This is a genomic window from Chthoniobacter flavus Ellin428 (assembly GCF_000173075.1).
In the GTDB taxonomy this organism is placed as follows: Bacteria; Verrucomicrobiota; Verrucomicrobiia; order Chthoniobacterales; family Chthoniobacteraceae; genus Chthoniobacter; species Chthoniobacter flavus.
On sequence record NZ_ABVL01000005.1, the window covers coordinates 165,348 to 183,428 of the forward strand.

Sequence of the window (18,081 nt, forward strand, 5' to 3'; positions counted from 1 at the left end):
ACGACGCTGCGGCAGCCGGGTTCACTGAACCCAGCCGCGGCTACTCCTTCACGCCGCCCGGCGGACGTGCGCCCGCGCCCTTGCGGTTGAGCGTCGTGTCACCGAGGTCCACTCGGCATTGCTCGGCCATGTCGAGCAGGTGCTTCACGAGATCCGGGTGCTCCCTGGCGACATCCTGTTTTTCCTCGATGTCGCTGTGCATGTCGTAGAGCTCCGGCACGAGCACGGGCCGCTTGAGGTACTCGGCGGGCCAGCCGTCCATTTCGGGCTTCTGGTTGCCGACGGTGCGGTAGACGTGCGGCAGGATGAGCTTCCACTCGCGCGTGCGCACGGACTCGAGTTCCGCGCCGCTCCAGCTGCCAAACGGCACGCCGTAGAAGTAGTAAGCGTCGTGCGGGTTCTTCGCGTCCTTGTCCCCGGCCAGCAGCGGCCAGATGTCGAGGCCGTCGATCTTGTGCTCGGGCATCTTCGCGCCGATGAGCTTGGCGAGAGTCGGCATGAGATCGATCGCGCAGGCCATTTCGGTGGACACCGTTCCCGCCGGGATGTGGCCCGGCCACGAGATGATGAACGGCACACGGGTGCCTCCATCCCACGTCGTGGTCTTGCCTTCGCGCAGGGGATAAGCCGAACCCGCGTGATTCCCGAAGATGAGCCACGGGCCATTGTCGGAGAGGAACATGATGATCGTGTCCTTCTCCAGGCCATACTTCTTCAGCGCCGCGAGGATTTCGCCGGTGCTCCAGTCGATTTCCTCGACGGCATCACCATAAAGGCCGCGCTTGGTCGCGCCGCGGAACTTATCGCTCACGGCCAGCGGGACGTGCGGCATGGTCTGCGCGACATAGAGGAAGAAGGGCTTGTCGTGATTGCGATCGATGAAGTTCACCGCCCGCTCGGTGTACTGCGTGGTGAGCTGCTCCATGTCGCGATGGTTGATGCCTGGGTTGATGACCTTGTCGCCCTCGTAGAGCGGCAGCGGTGGAAATTTGCCCGGCTTTTCCGGATGCAACGGCCATTGGTCGTTCGAGTAAGGCAGGCCGAACCATTCGTCGAAGCCCCGATGCGTGGGCAGAAATTCGGTGGGCGTGCCGAGGTGCCACTTGCCGACCATGCCGGTCGCGTAGCCCTTCCGCTTGAACATCTGCGGCATCGTCAGCTCTTGGTCGCTGATGCCGAATTTATACCACGGCTCCATCGCGCCTTCGATGCCGATGCGATTCGGGTAGCAGCCCGTCATGATCGCCGCTCGCGAAGCCGAGCACACCGCCTGCGCGACGTGGAAATCCGTGAAGCGCCGCCCTTCATGCGCGAGCCGGTCGAAATTCGGCGTCTCGAATCCTTTTGCGCCATAGACGCCCACGTCCGCATAGCCGAGGTCATCCGCGACGATGAGGATGACATTCGGCGGGCGATCCGCGGCCAGTGCAGTCCGGCCGGTCAAAAGAAGCGCCGACAGCAGCGCCAAAAGGCGGATGGCGAGGGGGTGAAAGGAGGATTTCATAGGGGTTTTTCTAAAAGGCTTGGCCTTGATGGGTAAAGGCCACCGCAGCGCGGTAGTCAGAAAACCTTAAAAGCTGATCAATTTTAGCCTCCTTGTGCAATGGACGGACCGCCAAACACCTTGAGGCTAGCTGTCTTATGAGACCTCCCGTCGTCTTTTTGAGACACATTGGCACCTGCTTTATGTTAGTCCGGATCCATGGACTCCAAAGTCGTAAACAAGACCATTGCAAAAGAGATTCGGCCGATTCTGGAGTCAGTTGGCTTTTCGGAATTTTCCGCACGCACCTCATGGCGCTATCACCCAGAGCGTATCGACGTCATTAATTTTCAGTCGTTTAACAGCTATCTTGCGGGCGGCATCGGATGCACGTCCTATTCGTTTTCGGTGAATCTCGGATGTTACCTTCTCTGCATTCCTGACCTGTTCCCGATCAAAGAGAAGAACGGGAACAAGCGTCCAGAGGAGTATCATTGCCACTTTCGAGGCGGACTTGCGCGCAGGTTTCTCCAGAAGGAACTCGAACGAAAAGACATTTGGTTCATCGACGATGAAGCGCGCTATTTGCCGCAGGCGATCTCGGATGTTCGTGGACAGATCAAGGAGGTGGCGCTTCCATGGTTTACGCAGTTTGCGGACCTTCGCGAGGTGCTTCGCGTACTGGAATTCGAGGAGGAGGATATGAAGAGACTCTGGGGATTCGGACGAAATCCTTCTCCTGTGAGATCCCTCATGACGGGTTACGTCGCTCGCGCACTTGGTGATGAAAGTCGTGCACTGGTTGCTTTACGGACGGCGTCTGAATCAGGATGCTTTCCGCGGCTGCAAGCAGGACATGAAAGCGACAAGACCGGATAACAATTGCTTACAGCGAACACGGCGATGGCGGGTCAGGCGGCGTGCAGATCCGCCCGAGCGAGAGCGGCCCTGAACATACCGAGGAGCCGCTCCTTTTGACGGGCGACGGGCTGGTCGGCGTCGAGCTCCTTTTCCAAAGTTAAACCTGACCGCGGCTCCGTCAGCCGAAGCAAGCGTTCACCATAGGGAAGCTTGATCAAGTCGATTTGGATTTTATCGCGATCCATTACACACCCATGATTCCCGGAATCCGTAGAATTGCAACGTGGCCGACAGTGGCAAGATCAGGGGACGCGCCGGAGCGCGTCCGTCACCCTCGTTCCGCCTGCACGTCGGTCAGTTCACCCGGCTCGCACGTAATGGTCAGGGCGATGGGGCGGCAGCAGACAGCGCAGTCCTCGATGGTCGTGTAATCCCCTTGCGAGGTGTCGATCGTCGTCTGGAAATATTCGCCACACCATGGGCAGCCGATTTCGGTTTCGACGAGATAGGTCACCTTACATCACCTCACGGAAGGTCAGAGTTGGAGATCGAGTCGCGGGGCGTCGCTCCACAGATCCTCGAGACTGTAGAAGACGCGCTTGTCGCGATGGAAAATGTGCACGACCACGTCGGAGTAGTCGGCCACGACCCACTGGCTCAGCGGGTAACCGTCCACGGCCAGCGGTTTGACGTCGTAGTCTTCCTTGAGCTTGTCGCGCAATTCGCCGGCGATGGCCTTCAAATGAGGCTCGGAGGTGCCGGAGCAGATGATGAAGAAATCCGTGAACGTGGAGATTTCGCGGAGATCGATGGCGACGATGTCCTCGGCTTTTTTGTCCGCGACGAGATGCGCGCAGATACGGGCTAGCGATTCAGAGTCGATGTGGCAGGGTCCTGGTAAAGGTGATGGGCGGTGATGATGGAGCGCACGGGCTCAGGAACCAGATAGCGGATGGATTGGCCGCTGGCAACCCGGCGACGTATTTCCGTGGCAGAGATATCGATCCGCCGGGGAAGGGTGCGGAACCCGTCCGTAGCCTGTCCGGCCGGATCGCCCCGGCCAAAAACGACGAATTCCACCAGCCGGCGCAGGTCTTCGATGCGCCGCCAGGTATGCAGTTCCCGAATGTTGTCGGCCCCGATGAGGTAGAAGAGCTCGGCGTCGGGATGGGCGGCACGGACCCGTTCCACAGTGTTGATGCTGTAGCTCGGGCCGGCATAGGACAGCTCGGAATCGTCCAGGGCGAAGCCAGGTTCCTCGGCGATGGCCGCGGCCAGCATGTCCCGGCGGAGGGCGGCCGGGACGGGCTGGGTGGCGAGCTTGTGCGGAGAAAGATTGGCCGGGATGAAGATGAGCCGGTCGAGCTGGAGCTGCTCCAGCGCATCGCGCGCGAGGACGAGGTGCCCATGATGCACCGGATCAAATGTGCCGCCGTAAAGTGCCAGACGCATGGTGAAGAAAGAGTGAAGACAAGATTTTCGCTTCTGCAGCGGAAAAAAGTGGGTTTGCTATCAGGGTTCGCTACGCTGCGCCCGCTATATGGAACGATCTTCCCTAGGTCAATTACTCCTCACCGGTGTCCCCGGTCCGGAACTCGATGCCGCCACGGCGGCCCAGTTCCGCCGGCTGCAACCCGGCGGCTTCATTTTGTTCGGTCGCAATATCCAAACGGCGAATCAATTGCGGAAGCTGATCGATGACCTGCGCGACCTGAGCCAGGTCGAGCCGATGATCACCATCGACCAGGAAGGTGGACGCGTCTCGCGCCTGAAGCTCGTGGGCAATGAGCCGCCGAATGCCAACCAGCTGCGGGATAAGAATGATCCCGAACTGATCCGGCGTCACGGGACGATCACGGCGAAGCTCCTGCGCATCTTCGGCTTCAATCTCGACCTGTGCCCGGTGCTGGATATTTCCTTCGACGACGAAGCGGACAATTCGCTGCGCGGCCGCTGCTACGGCAACAATGTCCCCCAAGTCATTCGCAACGCCGGCGCCTTCAACTCCGCCCTGCAAGCCGGCGGCATCCTGAGCTGCGGCAAGCATTTTCCCGGCTACTCGCGGGCACCGCTCGATGCGCACCACGAGTTGCCGGAGATTCCGCTCAGCCGCGAGGAACTCGAGACGCACGAACTCGCGGTCTTCAAACACTTTGCCGACAAAGTGGATTCGATGATGATCGGCCACGGTTTTTATCCCGCGCTGGAGAGTTCGCGCACGCCGTCCTCGCTGTCGCATCGCGTGATCACCGACCTGCTGCGCAAGGAGCAGGGCTTCAAGGGGCTGATCATGACGGACGATTTGGACATGGGCGCGATCCTCAATCACTACGGGCTGGAGGAAACCATCCGGCTGGCCATCACCGCGGGCAATGACATGGCGATGATCTGCCATCGCGTGGCGGTGGTCGAAGAGGCCCTCGGCTATCTTGAACGTGTGCCAGTGGCCGACCTGGATCGGGCGTTGGAAAACGTGGCGAATTACAAGAAAAAGCAATCGTCGCCCGATGCGTGGAGCGAAGAGGAATTCAAGCGACGCGATGCGGAGGTGTGGGACTTGCGCGTGGCGACGCTCGGCGCGGAGGCCGCGGCCAGGCGGAGCCCCGACGACGGCAAACGCTCGCCGGTGGAGATTTACTAGGAAGCCCGAGACCAAAGGCTAAGCGATCCATGGCTGCTGCTTATCGCATTTCCGTGTCCCTGCTTCCGTTGCTGGAGTCGTCGCAGGTCTTCTATCTCTACACGGCGTTTCTCGAACTGGTGCAAGCGGGCGAGATCGAGCTCTCGTGGGACGCGCGCGACCAGGTGGAGGATTTCACCATCGTCGCTGAGATGGAGCGCATCGCCGATGGTCGCCGGCTGCGCGTCTGCTTCGATATTCACGATCGCAGCTATCTTTTCAGCACGAAGGAACTGGCGGCGAGCGATGTGTATTTCAAGCGCGATCACTATCCGCCGGATGTCGAGAAGCTGGAACCGGCGGCGCGGAGCAAGGTGGCCCCGTTTGGGCCGATCTTCGGGCCGGGAAATCGGGGTGGGGCGCTTTCGCTCCTGGCTGGTTGGATGCGTTACGCGGCCCGACGACCCAAGCGCGCGAAGGAGAGCCTGAAGCACTTGAGCGACTATTTGCGGCTGCCCGTCACGCGAGATTTCGAGCGCGCGCCGGATCAGGTTTTGCCGCCGAAGGTCCTGCTGCAGACGCGGCTGTGGACCGAAGCGGAAGTGACCGGCGCGCCCTTTGCGCCGGAGATCAATGAAGAGCGGGTGGGGGTCGTGCGCGCATTGCGCAAGGAACTCGGCGATCGTTTCATCGGTGGCGCGCTGCCCACCCCTTTTGCGCGCCAGAATTTTCCGGATGTGGTTTGCCACTGGGATACGCGGCGTTCCGCCTATTTGAAGACGATCCAGACGTGCCGCGTCGGCATCTACACGAAGGGCCTGCATCACGCGACCGCCTGGAAGCTGGGCGAGTATGCCGCGGCTTCGATGTGCATCGTGGCTTCCGGCTTCCGGTTCACGTTCGTCGAGCCCTTCACCGAACCGCGTAATTACCTCGCCTACGAGACGCCGGACCAGTGCGTCGCGCATTGTGTGCGCTTGCTGGAAAACGACGACGTGGCGCGGGCGATGTCGCGAGCCAATTACGAGTATTATGTCGACCACATGCGCCCCGCCAAGCAGATGCGGCGCTGGATTGTGCAGGCCTTTGAGCAGCCCGTGGCCGCGGGCGTTTGAGGGGCGGCGGACGATCCGGATGAACCGCTTCGGCGGTTCGGAAACTACGCGGTCTCCAGCTCGAAATTCGGCTTCACCACCGCAGCAGGCTGCTCTTTCAGTCGCTCCCATTCCTGAATGGTCTCTTCCGCCGTGACCGCCCGGATATGGGCCTTGGCCCCACCGGTGAGGATGATGCGGACGGTGTCGAGGAGGATAAACACATCGAGGAACAGGCTCATGTGTTTCATGTAATAGAGGTCGTACTCCAGCTTGCGGCGGGAATCGAGGGTCGAAGCTCCGTAGGGATAGCTGACCTGCGCCCAGCCGGTGATGCCCGGCTGCACCATGAGCCGCTCTTCGTAGTAGGGGACTTCCTTGGCGAGTTGGGTGATGATTTCCGGGCGCTCGGGACGCGGGCCGACGAATGACATGTGGCCACAGAGCACGTGCCAGAGTTGCGGGATCTCATCGATGCGATAGCGGCGCAGGAAGCCGCCGACGAAGGTGACGCGCGGATCGTTCTTCTCGCTCCAGCGGACGCCGTCCTTCTCCGCATTGACGTGCATGGTGCGCAGCTTGGTCATCTGGAACTGACGCCCAAAGCGACCGCTGCGTGTCTGGTAGTAAAAGATTGGGCCCGGAGAGGTGAGACGGATGGCGAGGGCGGCGGCGCCGACGAAGGGCGCGCCGAGGATCAAGCCGATGGCCGAGCAGATGATGTCGAAGAGCCGCTTCAGCTTCTTGATGTAAATGTGCTGGGGTTCGCCGCTGGCGTTCAGGAGCCATTCCGAGCTGATCAATTCCAGCGGGACGTACTGCTCCGCTTCCTCGCAGAGCGAGATCAGCGGCATGACCGAGATGCCCGAGTAGCGCAGCTTGCAGAAGTGCCGGATGAGTGTGGTGTCGCCGAGACACTTGTTCGTGCACAGCACCCGCGAGATTTTTTCGCGCTCCACGATCGCGGCCAGGTCTTCGATTTTGCCCAGGATGCGCAGCTTGCCCGTGGGTTGATACGCTCCGTAAAGGACCACGCCGGCGAACTCGAGGTTGCGCCCGCCGAAGCTGGCGAAGAGGCGCGTCTCCGCTTCGTCGAAGGCCCCGGTTACCACATAGGCCACGCGCTCCTTGGAATTGCGCAGGCCGTGGAGGATCACGATGTGGTGGATCAACGCCGCGAGATAGGAGGCGAGCGTCCCGAGGAGCATGATACCGCGTCCCAGCGGACGGGCGGAGTTCAGATAAGTGCCGCCGATGATCACCAGTGTGGCCAGGATCACGCACACGATGAGCACGAGCGAGCGCTCGAGGATGCCGCGGTTGGCGCTATGGGTCGAATAGAGGCTGGCGATATAGGTGGTCGCGGAAAAGACGATGGCGCCGGCGACGAAAAAGGGCCAGTGCGCCCACAGCGACACGGCGCTTTCCCCGCCGAAACGCAGGAGCATCGCCGCGACGAACGCGAGGGTGAAAAGGAACGCGTCAGTCGCGAAGTGCAACGAGACGTGAAACCAATGCTTCCGAAGGATGCCGTTGGTATTCATGCAGAGGGCGGCGGGATCGTTAAAGGAGCTACGGGTGGTAAAGAAATTATAAACCGAAGGGTTGCCTAGGCAGGCCCAACGGGCAAGACCAACTATAGAAGCTAAAACGGTACCAAAGTCACGTATATTTACGAACTCAAAGATGGATTGGGCCATCTCCATCCGCGCGGTTGCAATGGACGGTTCCGAGTGCCCCGGAAAGCGGTCCCAATTCCTGCGCCAACTGGGGCGAGCAGGCGAAGAGGAAATTCGATGGGCCTTCCATGTAGCCACGCGCGGAAAGGGCGTTGAGCCACGCCGTATGGCTCTGATTGGTCACCACCAGGTCGCTGCCCAATTCGCGGAGGTAATCCGTCGCCAGGGCCACGATATTCGCCTCCTCGCCGGGAATGCTGAGGCAATCGACCAGGGAGCCGAGCCGCAGGTTGCCAAAATACTTGTCGTCCTGCATGACGGTGGATCGCACCACCGCCCAGCCGATATCCTGGCCGTTCCGCTGGCAGCGTAACGTCATGTTTTTGACGTTGCCGTCGCCGAAGAGGACGTTTTGTGCGGCCTGGTCGCGAACGGCGGTGAGGGCATACGCGTCGCGCGCCTTCATCCAGATCGTGTCGGCCCAAGCCTCGTAGCGATCCACGCGCTCGGCGCGGGAGCCGTTCGGCAGACGATGCCGGGTGCGATAGGCTTGCCGGGCCCAGAGCGCGAGAGACCCCAGGCCGCTGAGCGCAGCCACATCCAGGATGGCTGCGCGCAATTTCGTCCGGCGAAGCGGGCGGATCTCGCGCAAAAATCGGGAGGGGCGAAGCACGTAAAAGCGAAATGGAATCGGCTTCATCGACCACCCGGCGGCGGCCAGCAGCTTGGGGAGCGGTTGTTCGACGCCGCCCATGCCCAGCGCGTAGAGCAGCGGACATTCGCGAAGCGCCGCGCGCAACATCTGCACACCGGACATCATGTAGCGGCGGTCCCAGATCCCTTCCGAGATCGGCCCTTGATAATTGCAGATATCGCGGACGGCGCCGCGGAGCCAAAACGGCTGGCGCCGCAGAGCAAAGCCGCCGCGCACCTCGGCGCCTTCCAGGGCGAGGAAAAGTTCGCGGACGACGATGCGCCCCTCCTGTTTCGGCAGCCACGCGGAAAGCGCCGTCTTGCTCAAGCCGAATGGCGCTTCGTGCGCCTGCCCGCGGGCGTTGAATTCGGCAACAGCGGGTTCGTGTTCGACTTGGTAAGGGACGATGCGGAGGCTCACAAAGGATTTTTCAAGAGGAGCCGTGCAGCAGTTTCGCCAACAGCCACCGCCACTCGAGTGCGTCTCTCTGGGTAGCAGTAATCTCGTGCAAACCGCCATGCTTTTCCGCGAGGAAATCCAGCAGCGTGCCCGTCGGCACAAACCACCCGCCGAGACTGGCGAGCCGTCGCATGAGCGCAACGAAACGCGGCTCCAGGCGGCCATCGACGTAAAAACCCTTCGCAAAATGGGCATACATGATGCAGGCGCCACCTTCCTCCGCCAGCCGGTCCTGATTGGCCTCGGTGAGCATCGCGTTGAAAGAGCGAATATTGCCGCCCTCCGACGAGGCGTACCAGCCGTTGACGAACGGCAGCGTGGCGTCGTAGTAGGGCATGAATGGACAGGCGGCCAGGGTATTAATGTCGCGGAAGACGAAGTTGCGCACGTAGCGGATGCGATCGCGGCAAAGGTCTCCCCAAAAATATTTGCTGGAAGTCACGTGTCCTTCCGCCCGGAGCGACGCGTGAAAATTAGCCGCTCGATAAACCCATCGGCGCGCTCCCGAGAGACGCGCCGCGCCCCAGTAAATGCTGTCCACGTTTTGAAAGTGGTTCGACATGCTCCGCGGGTCGCTGCCGAAGTGCTCGCGGAAAAGGTCGAGCCCCCGTTGCGTTTCTTCCCGCGTGGAGCTGTGGCAGCGCGCCCCGTGAAAGCCGATTTCAAATCCGCGCTCATGCAGCCTCCGCGCCCAAGTGAGATACTCGGGATCTTCGGTGCTCAGCCCGCCCAGCGTCGCTTCATACTGGGCGGCGAGTGTCCAGACCGACTTGGTGCTGAATATGCCGAGATCACCGAGAAAGTCGTAGACGGGCCGCACGTTGACCAGTCGGTCATTGTCCGCATCGTCGAAGATGGTGAAGGCAAAGCGTTTGCCTTCCGGCCACGTGATCGGCAGGCCCATGGACTCAGCTGGTGACGCTGTGTCTGGCCAGCGCCGCATTGATCGCGCCGACGCTGATCAATTCCGCCACTTCATCGTCGCCGAACTGGATGCCGAATTCCTGCTCCAGGGCCAGGATCAGGTTCATGTGACCGGCAGAATCCCAAGCAGCGATGGTCGTCGGACCGCTTTCCGGCGTGAGCTCGCCAGCGTTGACGTGAAAGAGGCGGGAGACGATGGCGAGGACGCGAGAATCCATGAAATGCGACAAAATGTCAGTTTGTTACATGCGTTGCCAGCCTGAAAATCAGGGAATTTACTTACGTAATGAGGATCTTCGCGTCCTCCACGAAGGATCGAAGAACGCGCCATTGGAAGAGGGGCCGGGCACTTGAATTAGCGGCCAGTCGCGGCGGTCAGTGACGGGCCGCTTTCGAGCTGCTCTTTGATCGCGTTGGCGAGGCCATTCGCGCCGAAGCCGTTGATCACGCGGTGGTCGAAGGCGATGCCGAGTTGAATATAGCGGCTCTCCATGAGGTCGGCGCCGTTTGCCGGGCGGACCCACTCGGTTTGGACGGAACCGATGGAAATCATCGCGGTTTGCGGAGGTAGAATGACGGGCTGAACGAAAAGCGTGTCGGCGTCCATGTTGATGCTCAACGAAAGGTCGCCGCCGCTCAGGTCGGACGCCTGGAAACTGGCGCGCATCGCCTTCATGCGAAATGCCATCATCGTCTTCGCAATCTCGCCCAGCGAAAGTCGGCCGGCCTCCTTGATCACCGGAATGAACAGTCCGCGGCCGAGGTCGAAGGTCACTCCGATGTTGCCGGCGGCGGATGGGAAGAACTGCAAATCGTCCGAGAGCGCGCCGAAGAAGAGCGGAAACTTTTCGGGAAGCCGCGCGAGCACCCAGACGAGCAGGTCGGGCAGGTTGGCGAAGACCTTTTCGCTGCGGCTGAATTCCGCGAGAGCGGTCAGGGCCGCATCCACGCGGATTTTTTTGACGAGAAATGAGTCGGGGATCTGCGCGTGCGATCGTTTGACGACGCCCGCGATGGCGCGTTGCTGGGCGCTCAAAGTCACTCCTCCAGGAGCCACTGCCGCGGGAACCAGTTTCTCCACATCCTCAGCTTTGATGACTTTTTTGCCGATACTTTGAATCTGTTCCGCGGTGATGCCGAGTTTGGCGATCAACTCGCGTGCCGCATGGGTGATGACTGGACCACCCTGAGTTTCGGGTGCAGAGCGAACTTTCTGAGTCTCGTTATTCCGGAAAGCAGTGCGCTCCGCCTCGTCCGCGAAGATGTAGCCGACGACGCTGCCGAAAGCGCATTCCGTGTTCTCCGCCGCCACGGGATGCAGAATGCCCGCATGCTCCGCGGCCAGGTCGAAGGACGCCTTGGTCGTCTCGAAAATAGCAATCGTCTCTCCGCACTGAACGCTCTCACCGGGGGCCTTTTTCCAGGCGAGGAGCTTCGCGGCGGACTCGTTGCTATTGATGGTGGGAACGAGGATGGATGGCATGCAGATCGGTGCTCACACGTTTCACGATGTTCTCCGGTTGGACGAGCACATCTCTTTCCAAATGCCGGGCCGAAGGGATGATGCTGTCCGCGGAATGGATCAGCCGGACGGGCGCGCGGTGCGGCCAGGCCTCGGCGACTACGGCGGCGACTTCCGCGCCCCAAGTGCCGCCAGCAGTGCCTTCCTCGACGACATAGAGCGCGGGCGCCGTGGAAAGCAACGGGGCAAGCGATTGCACCTCGAAAGGATAAAGTTGGAAGGGCACGACGATCTGGACCTCGATTTCGTGCTCGAGGAGGAGTTGCCGCGCCGCCTGCCAGCAGGCGGGGAAGCTGCCGCCGGAGGCAATCAGGATCGCCTGCGGATCGCGGTCGACGAAAACGTGCGCGGTCATGCGCTCTTCATCGAGGAACTCGCAAGTAAACAGGTCGTCGATCGCGCCTTCTCCGAGCTGCGGTTGGGCGTAGAGGACTTTGCTCTCGAAGAGTATGCCCGGATGATCGCGCGCCAGGATTCGGGGCAGCAATGCGGTGTTGTCGTGCAACGGGGAGAGTTCGAAAAGATCGAGATCGGGCACGCCGAGAAAGTGCTTTTGCACGCTCTGGCTATGTGTCGCGCCGTAGCCGCGGTGTCCACCCACGGGGCAGCGGATGAGCAGGTGATGAGGGACCCGCCGGCCATACATGCTCACGCTCTTGGCCGCGAAATTGATGATCTGGTCGAAGGCGAGGAAGATGAAATCGCCGAACATGATCTCGACGATCGGCCGCTGCCCGGCGAGCGACAGGCCATTGGCCACGCCGACAAAGCCCAGCTCGCTGATCGGAGTGGTCAGCACACGATCGGGGTATTTGGTGGAAAGACCACGCGCGGCCTTGAAGGCGCCGCCGTAGGGGTCGAGTACGTCTTCACCCAGAAAAAAAACGCGGTCATCCCCGTCGAGCAACGCGTGCAAGGCACGGTTCAGGTTTTCGATAATGCGCTCGCTGGTGGAGCGTTCGCCCGTGTTGGTCATCGGTTGCTCCAGCTTGAAAGGGCCCGGCTCTCCACCTCCTCCACGATGGCCGCCATGCGGTCGCGCATCCGGGCATCGACTTCGGCGAAAATCTCCGGCCAACGCGCCTGGTAATCGGCGCCCCAGTCGATGGCCCGCAGGGCAGCCACTTCCTCGGGTGTGCGGGTGTCGTCGCCCTTGCTATGCGCGGCCAGTCGCCGCGTCTCAAATTCCACGACGAGCGGTGCCCCACTCTGGCGCACCCGATCCAATTCCGGTGCGAGCCTGGCCTGCAGCGCCTCGGCCTCGTGGCCCGTGCAGCGAAGATATTCGACTCCGAAGGCGCGGGCGCGACCCTCGATGTTGCCGGCCATATTGGCTGACCGCACCGTGGTTTGCGCGATGCCATTATTCTCGACGATCACGACCACCGGTGCGTTCCAAAGTGCGGCCATGTTGAGCGCTTCGTAGACGGCGCCCTGGCCCCAAGTGCCATCCCCGATAAAGGGCACCGCCAGCCCACCGCGCTTCTTGCGGCGCAACTGGAGAGCCGCGCCGACGGCGACGGGCAGACTTTCGCCCTGCACCCCGGTGGAAATGTAGCGGTCCCGCCGCAAATGCTGGCTGCCACCGACACCGTCGCAGGTGCCTCCTTCGCGACCCATGATCTCGGCCAGCAGTCCTTCCGGATCCCGAAAGCGTGCGAGATAGTGGCCGTGGCCGCGATGATTGCTGAAAACGAAATCGTCGTCGCGCAGGAGCGGCATGACCGCCACGGGAATGTATTCCTGGCCGAGGCAGGTGTGCGTCGTGCCGTGAATTTTCCCGCTTTGGAAAAGGCGCAGCAACGTCTCCTCGAAATGCCGGATCAGCAGCAGCAATTCCAGCGTCTCGCGCGAAGGACACGCGCTGGCATTGGCGCTCGAAACCGGGTGGGATAGATTAGCGGGTGGAATCACGAAGTCGGCGGACGCGGGAGCCTATCTCCCCGATGGGTTATGTCAACGGAGGCCGTTCGCGTCTTGAACCGGGGTTTGAGCCGAACACCCGTTCGATGACGGTGCGGGCATTTTGGGTCCAGGTATGCCGTTCGGCGACATCGGTGCGAGCCTGTTCGCCGAGCCGGGCGCGCAAGGTGGCATCGGAAACCAGCGAGGCCAGTTGCGAACGCAGGCTGTCGCCGTTTTCGAGTTCGAACAATAGGCCGTTTTCGCCGTCGCGGAGGATGAGGGCAATAGGTTCGGTGCGCGGGGCGAGGATCGCCCGGCCGACGGCCATGTATTCGAAGAGTTTGATCGGCGAGCGATAGGCGTTGCTATGCGGGACGATGCAGATGTCCATGGCCGCAAGGTAGGACGGCATCTCCGCGTGCGGAACGGGCCCAGTGAAAAGGAGTTGATCGCGGATGCCGAGGGCGGTCGCCTGGGCCTCGAGATCGGTGCGCAACGGGCCGTCGCCCACCAGCAAGAGGCGCAACTGCGGATGGGTCGCCGCCAGAGCGGCAAATTGCGTGACCAGAGAATCGAGCTGATGCCACGGGACGAACCAGCCGGCGAAGCCGACGACGACGGCGTTCTCGCACTGGTAGCGCTGGCGAATCGCGGTGCCGTCGGCGCGGGTTTCGAGAGACTGCTCGTCGACGCCATTGGGGACGACGACGATTTTCTCCTTGCGGATGCCCATCGCCTCGATACGGCGCTGCAGGTGCGGGGAGACGACGGCGATGAGTTGGGCACGCTGGAAAGTGAAGCGGTCGGCGAGGCGGGCCAACGGTAACAGCCAGGGATCGGCGCGAACGCGCTCGTCGCCGGCGAGTTCATTGACCTCGACGATCAGTGGGATGCCTCGGCGCTGGGCGAGCAACGACGTGATGCACAGGAAAAAGGCGTGACGCTCATAAATGAGATCGAACTTCTCCTGCTGGAGCAATGCCCTCAGCCGCGAGCCGGCGAAGATGTTGTAGCCGAGTTCGAGCAATTCGAAGAAGACGCCCGGGGCATGCGCGGCGAGGCGGGCGAGCAGACCTCGCCGGCCGTGGCGGAATGGATTCTCCCCCGCGCTCTGCGTGGGATCGATGCCTGAAGGGCTGGAAAAAACGACGCGATGACCCAGTCGGCGAAAGGCGTTGGCAATGCCGGCGATGTGCACACCCTCGGCGCCGGTCCCTTGCGTGCGAAAGTGGAAGAGAATGTTCATCGGCGGGCCTGGCAAAGGAGTTCGTGATACTCGTTCGCCGCGCGTTGCCACGAAAATTGCAGCGCGTGATTTCGCATCCGCTCCGTGGGCGGCGGAGAGAGCAGCGTTTCTTCGAAGGCGGTGGCGAAGGACGACGGTTCGATCGGCGAAACGAGGCGACCGAAGTCGTCGCCGGGATGCACCTCCGGGATGCCACCGGCTTTGCTCGCGACCACCGGCAGACCAGAGGCGAACGCTTCGAGGATGACGTTCGGCACGCCTTCGTTCGCGCTGGTCAGGCTGAGGAGGTCCGCGGCTTGCATGTAGCGGGCCACGCCTTGCGCATTGGTTCTCCCGGGCAGAATGACGCGATCGGCCACCGAGGAGCGCTCGGCGAATTGGCGGACGTCTTTTTCCAGATCGCCGCCCCCAACCATGACAACGACCGGCGGAGCCTTGAAGCGTTCCGATCGCATCTGCGTCAGGGCTATCGGAGGAATGAGCGGGTTCTTGATTTGGTAAAAGTTCCCGACCTGGAGGATGATCGGCGCATCGAGCGGCAGACCGAGTTCGCGCCGCGCGGCGGCTTTGTCGCTAGGACGGAAGAGGTCGAGATCCACGCCATTGTAGATCGGGTGCAGGCGCTCGCGGGCGACACCGGCTTCCGCAAGGAGCCGCGCCAATTCCCCGCTGCGCGTAACGACGCCGCTCGCACTTGGGAGCAGTCGCGTGATGATCTCCCGCCGCACGGGCACGCGCAGGTATTGGTGAACATCCGAACCCTGCGCGATGGCCACGAAGGGGAAATCCAATTTCTGCGACAACTCGGCGATAGCGCAGGAGTCGGGAAAAATCCACGAGCTGAGAACGACATCGAAAGCGAATTGCCGGCGCAGTTCCCGCAGACGCTCGCGCAGGTTTCGCGCCATGATCCGGTGATTCCAGCGGCTACCGACTTTCGGAATATACGGCGTGGGGACGTATTGTGGCGCAAACTTCTGGTCCATCTCGCGCGGTTGCCAGGCACGGGACCGCCACGCTGGCCGCACTGCCAAAACGCGGATCTCCCAGCGCTCCGTGAGGTGATGGAGCAGGGTGACGTTATCGAGCCCGCGATAGGGCTCGGTGGCGTCAGGGAAAAGATTCGAGACGAAGAGCAGCTTCAAGGGCGTGATTCCGCCATGCTGCCTTCCGTTTGGCCAGAGGTCACGCGCCGGTAACGGAAATCGCGAAATTGGCCGGGATTGCCCGAGTGACCGGCCTCGGCGGCGTGCAGGATGTTCACCAATTCGCGCGCGGTCACGTAGTGGAAGCAGATGGTGCGGTCCTTGGCGGCGAGCTTTGCCAGGGAGCGATGAAACTCGCGCATCGGCTCGCCGAGGAGCATGCGTGTATTCTCGGGTTTGGCACCGTGAGTGTGCAGCTTCACGAAGACCCAGTTGGGCCGGCCCTCGACGGCGACCTGGCAATCGAGCCAGAGGCGGAAGCGCTCGAGGGTGGGCGGATTGACGGCCGTGAGGTCGCTGTTTTCGATGCGCGGGAGGAAACCGAATTTCTTGCGCTGCCAGTTCAAGGCGAGCGGCCCCTGCACGATGAGCAACTCGTCCTCGTGCTGCTGCTGCGGGTCGCGATCCGCCCGCACCCGCCGGCCGCGGTCGTGGGACTTCGGCCGGTCTGTACCTCGGGCGTAATAGACGCTATTGATCGTGTGCGTTTGCGTGCGCTCCGGTGCGGAGGGCAGCGTGAAGTCGGCGTAACAGCCCGTTTGCCGGAGGATGCGGAGTTCGTTGTTCACCCCGCAGTGCCGGCCGTGGGGATGCGAATTATCGAGCGCCCAATTGCCGTGGATGAAACCGTAGCGAAGCGCGCCAGTGCCGTCGCGCGAGAGCAGGCCGTGGCTGGCGAATCGCTCCACGCCCTGCTCCAGAGTGCGGCGCAGATTTTCCGCGGTGTCGTTGTCGTGGTGGAGATGGATCTCGGTCTCGCTGCCGGTGGCCGCGCAGAGATCGGCGAGGCGACCGACGATGTCGGCGTCGTACTGCTCGATCGGGTAGAAAAACGAGTAGCGGGGAGCGATGCCGTCCGCGTCGCGAAATTCTTCGATGAGCTTGGGATAGTCGCGTTGCCAGGCCTCGACCCGCGCGACGGCTTCCGGTTTTCCCACGCCATGGAACGGCTCGTAGTGATCGCAGATCGCGATCATGACATGGCGCGTGCCGAGCGCGTGCTGGCTGTACTTCTCGCGGCGCCGCCAGGCAGGAAGCCAGATGTCGAGCGCCTTGATCATGACTGAAAATTGGAATGGGAGTGCCCGGTGCGCATGGGTGGGGAACGTCGGCGGGAAAGTGGCGAAATTGTCCCGGGGGAGCAACGCCTTTTCAGGCATATATGCAAATCGTCACCGGAGAATCAACGGTGTCCGAACGTGATAAGTGAAAATACTTGGTCTTTTGTAGTCTACTGCCAGCCCTGTCGGCCGCCGCCGACAAGGTAATAGCGCAGACCGCGCAGGACCTGGAAATTGAGAAAGACGAAGCCGGCGGGAAGCTTGCAGAATTTCCATTGGCTGGCCGCTGGAGACCGGCTGAGGACCGCGAAGAAATAGAGAAGGATCTGCGCAGCGAGAAACGGAGCGTAAAGCTGCTCCCCCGCGAGCGGGATATTCGCGACAAAGGCGCCTATCAGAAAGAAGGGTGCGAGGAGGCGGAGATATTTGTGGGAGATGAGTTGCCACCACAGCCGGTGCCCCTTCGGTAGCAGCCACGCGGGATAGCGGAAGAGCATTTGGAACCCGCCGGCGAGGGTGCGCTGCTTGCGACGTTGCTCGGCTTCCGGTTCGAGGGATTGAGGGTCGAAGGCGACGGCCGCAGGATCGTGGATGACGCGGGCGCCCTGTGCCGCGGCTTGCATGGGGATGACGACGTCGTCGAGCAAGGTATCCTCGGGAATGGGCATGAACAGATCGCGGCGCAGGGCGTAGATGGCGCCCGTGCAACCGACGCATGAGTCCCACTGCGACTCCGCAGCGCGGAGCGATTTCTCGTACCGCCAATACGCATCGACTCCCGCGCCCGTGGCACTGGCTGCCGGCGCGATTTCCAGCGAACCGCTGACGGCGCCGATGGCCGGGTCGGCAAAATGGGCGACCAAACGCGCGATAGCGTCTTCCGCGAAACGCTGTCGCGCGTCGGTGAAGACGAGAATGTCTGCCGTGCGGTGCGACACGCCGAGGTTGAGCCCGGCGGCCTTGCCGGATCGGGTCGGTTGCTCGATGATTTCGATGCGCGCATCCTGCAAGGACCGCGCCTGTGCGACGGTGGCGTCCGTCGAGCCATCGGAGACGAGCAGGACCCTCAATTGATCCGCCGGATATTGCGCCGCGAGCAGGTTACGGAGGCGATCGGCGATCCGCTTTTCCTCGTTGCACGCGACGAGTACGATGCAAACGGAAGGCTGCGGCGTATCGGGGGCGGAGGGCACAACCGGCTTCGGCCGCAGCCGCGCAAGCGCGGAAATCAACAGCCCATAGCCGGCGAACGTGTAGAAAAGCAGTCCACAGGAAACCCAGAACAGGAAGACAGGGATGGTGTGAAGCAGCATGATACCAGGCGGCCC

19 protein-coding genes are annotated in these 18,081 nt (G+C 61.9%); 3 read left to right on the forward strand and 16 right to left on the reverse strand.

Annotated elements, in window-relative coordinates; all coding sequences use genetic code 11:
- Positions 1–40: 40 nt before the first annotated feature.
- Positions 41–1,504, reverse strand: a complete 1,464-nt coding sequence (locus CFE428DRAFT_RS10470; protein WP_006979498.1) for a sulfatase family protein — start codon at positions 1,502–1,504, stop codon at positions 41–43.
- 198 nt (positions 1,505–1,702) lie between these two features.
- On the opposite strand from CFE428DRAFT_RS10470, the gene CFE428DRAFT_RS10475 reads away from it, so the two are divergent.
- Complete coding sequence (locus tag CFE428DRAFT_RS10475; protein ID WP_006979499.1) at positions 1,703–2,362, forward strand: DUF4304 domain-containing protein; 660 nt, start codon at positions 1,703–1,705, stop codon at positions 2,360–2,362.
- Between the two features lie 32 nt (positions 2,363–2,394).
- Here the strand turns inward: CFE428DRAFT_RS10475 and CFE428DRAFT_RS10480 are convergent, their stop codons facing one another.
- The 4 genes from CFE428DRAFT_RS10480 to nadD form a co-directional block, all read right to left on the reverse strand.
- Positions 2,395–2,589: a hypothetical protein gene (locus tag CFE428DRAFT_RS10480; protein WP_006979500.1), complete on the reverse strand. Its 195-nt coding sequence runs from the start codon at positions 2,587–2,589 to the stop codon at positions 2,395–2,397.
- 83 nt (positions 2,590–2,672) lie between these two features.
- Positions 2,673–2,858 (reverse strand): CPXCG motif-containing cysteine-rich protein, encoded by a 186-nt coding sequence (locus tag CFE428DRAFT_RS10485; RefSeq protein ID WP_006979501.1) that lies wholly within the window; start codon positions 2,856–2,858, stop codon positions 2,673–2,675.
- Between the two features lie 21 nt (positions 2,859–2,879).
- Positions 2,880–3,227, reverse strand: a complete 348-nt coding sequence (rsfS, locus tag CFE428DRAFT_RS10490) for a ribosome silencing factor (protein ID WP_042724762.1) — start codon at positions 3,225–3,227, stop codon at positions 2,880–2,882.
- Complete coding sequence (gene nadD, locus CFE428DRAFT_RS10495) at positions 3,209–3,796, reverse strand: nicotinate-nucleotide adenylyltransferase (RefSeq protein ID WP_006979503.1); 588 nt, start codon at positions 3,794–3,796, stop codon at positions 3,209–3,211. Before nadD ends, rsfS begins: the two co-directional genes overlap by 19 nt.
- Positions 3,797–3,884: 88 nt before the next feature.
- Here nadD and CFE428DRAFT_RS10500 point away from each other — a divergent pair, with 88 nt between their 5' ends.
- Positions 3,885–4,985: a glycoside hydrolase family 3 N-terminal domain-containing protein gene (locus tag CFE428DRAFT_RS10500; RefSeq protein WP_006979504.1), complete on the forward strand. Its 1,101-nt coding sequence runs from the start codon at positions 3,885–3,887 to the stop codon at positions 4,983–4,985.
- 53 nt (positions 4,986–5,038) lie between these two features.
- Entirely contained in the window at positions 5,039–6,079 is a 1,041-nt protein-coding gene (locus CFE428DRAFT_RS10505; protein WP_131989252.1) for a hypothetical protein, read from the forward strand.
- Between the two features lie 44 nt (positions 6,080–6,123).
- Here CFE428DRAFT_RS10505 and CFE428DRAFT_RS33385 read toward each other — a convergent pair whose 3' ends face one another.
- From CFE428DRAFT_RS33385 to CFE428DRAFT_RS10560, 11 genes are all read right to left on the reverse strand, one after another.
- Positions 6,124–7,602, reverse strand: coding sequence for a sugar transferase (locus CFE428DRAFT_RS33385; RefSeq protein WP_049975607.1), 1,479 nt, complete (start codon positions 7,600–7,602; stop codon positions 6,124–6,126).
- Between the two features lie 136 nt (positions 7,603–7,738).
- A complete protein-coding gene (locus CFE428DRAFT_RS10515) occupies positions 7,739–8,851 on the reverse strand; it encodes a hypothetical protein (RefSeq protein WP_006979507.1) in 1,113 nt (370 codons plus the stop codon).
- 10 nt (positions 8,852–8,861) lie between these two features.
- The gene (locus tag CFE428DRAFT_RS10520; protein WP_006979508.1) at positions 8,862–9,794 is read right to left on the reverse strand and encodes a polysaccharide deacetylase family protein; all 933 of its coding nucleotides are present in this window, start codon (positions 9,792–9,794) and stop codon (positions 8,862–8,864) included.
- A 4-nt stretch (positions 9,795–9,798) separates the two neighbouring features.
- On the reverse strand, positions 9,799–10,032 hold the full coding sequence (locus CFE428DRAFT_RS10525) for an acyl carrier protein (RefSeq protein ID WP_006979509.1): 234 nt from the start codon (positions 10,030–10,032) through the stop codon (positions 9,799–9,801).
- Positions 10,033–10,169: 137 nt separating this feature from the next.
- Positions 10,170–11,297 (reverse strand): 2-oxo acid dehydrogenase subunit E2, encoded by a 1,128-nt coding sequence (locus CFE428DRAFT_RS10530; RefSeq protein WP_006979510.1) that lies wholly within the window; start codon positions 11,295–11,297, stop codon positions 10,170–10,172.
- Positions 11,266–12,312 (reverse strand): transketolase C-terminal domain-containing protein, encoded by a 1,047-nt coding sequence (locus CFE428DRAFT_RS10535; RefSeq protein ID WP_006979511.1) that lies wholly within the window; start codon positions 12,310–12,312, stop codon positions 11,266–11,268. The genes CFE428DRAFT_RS10530 and CFE428DRAFT_RS10535 overlap by 32 nt, the downstream gene beginning before the upstream one ends.
- Complete coding sequence (locus CFE428DRAFT_RS10540) at positions 12,309–13,250, reverse strand: thiamine pyrophosphate-dependent dehydrogenase E1 component subunit alpha (protein WP_006979512.1); 942 nt, start codon at positions 13,248–13,250, stop codon at positions 12,309–12,311. Before CFE428DRAFT_RS10540 ends, CFE428DRAFT_RS10535 begins: the two co-directional genes overlap by 4 nt.
- A gap of 37 nt (positions 13,251–13,287) precedes the next feature.
- On the reverse strand, positions 13,288–14,487 hold the full coding sequence (locus tag CFE428DRAFT_RS10545) for a glycosyltransferase family 4 protein (protein ID WP_006979513.1): 1,200 nt from the start codon (positions 14,485–14,487) through the stop codon (positions 13,288–13,290).
- Entirely contained in the window at positions 14,484–15,632 is a 1,149-nt protein-coding gene (locus tag CFE428DRAFT_RS10550) for a glycosyltransferase (protein WP_006979514.1), read from the reverse strand. Before CFE428DRAFT_RS10550 ends, CFE428DRAFT_RS10545 begins: the two co-directional genes overlap by 4 nt.
- Positions 15,629–16,753, reverse strand: a complete 1,125-nt coding sequence (locus CFE428DRAFT_RS37195; protein ID WP_042724802.1) for a hypothetical protein — start codon at positions 16,751–16,753, stop codon at positions 15,629–15,631. Before CFE428DRAFT_RS37195 ends, CFE428DRAFT_RS10550 begins: the two co-directional genes overlap by 4 nt.
- Before the next feature lie 170 nt (positions 16,754–16,923).
- Positions 16,924–18,066, reverse strand: a complete 1,143-nt coding sequence (locus CFE428DRAFT_RS10560) for a glycosyltransferase family 2 protein (RefSeq protein ID WP_006979516.1) — start codon at positions 18,064–18,066, stop codon at positions 16,924–16,926.
- Positions 18,067–18,081: the final 15 nt, after the last annotated feature.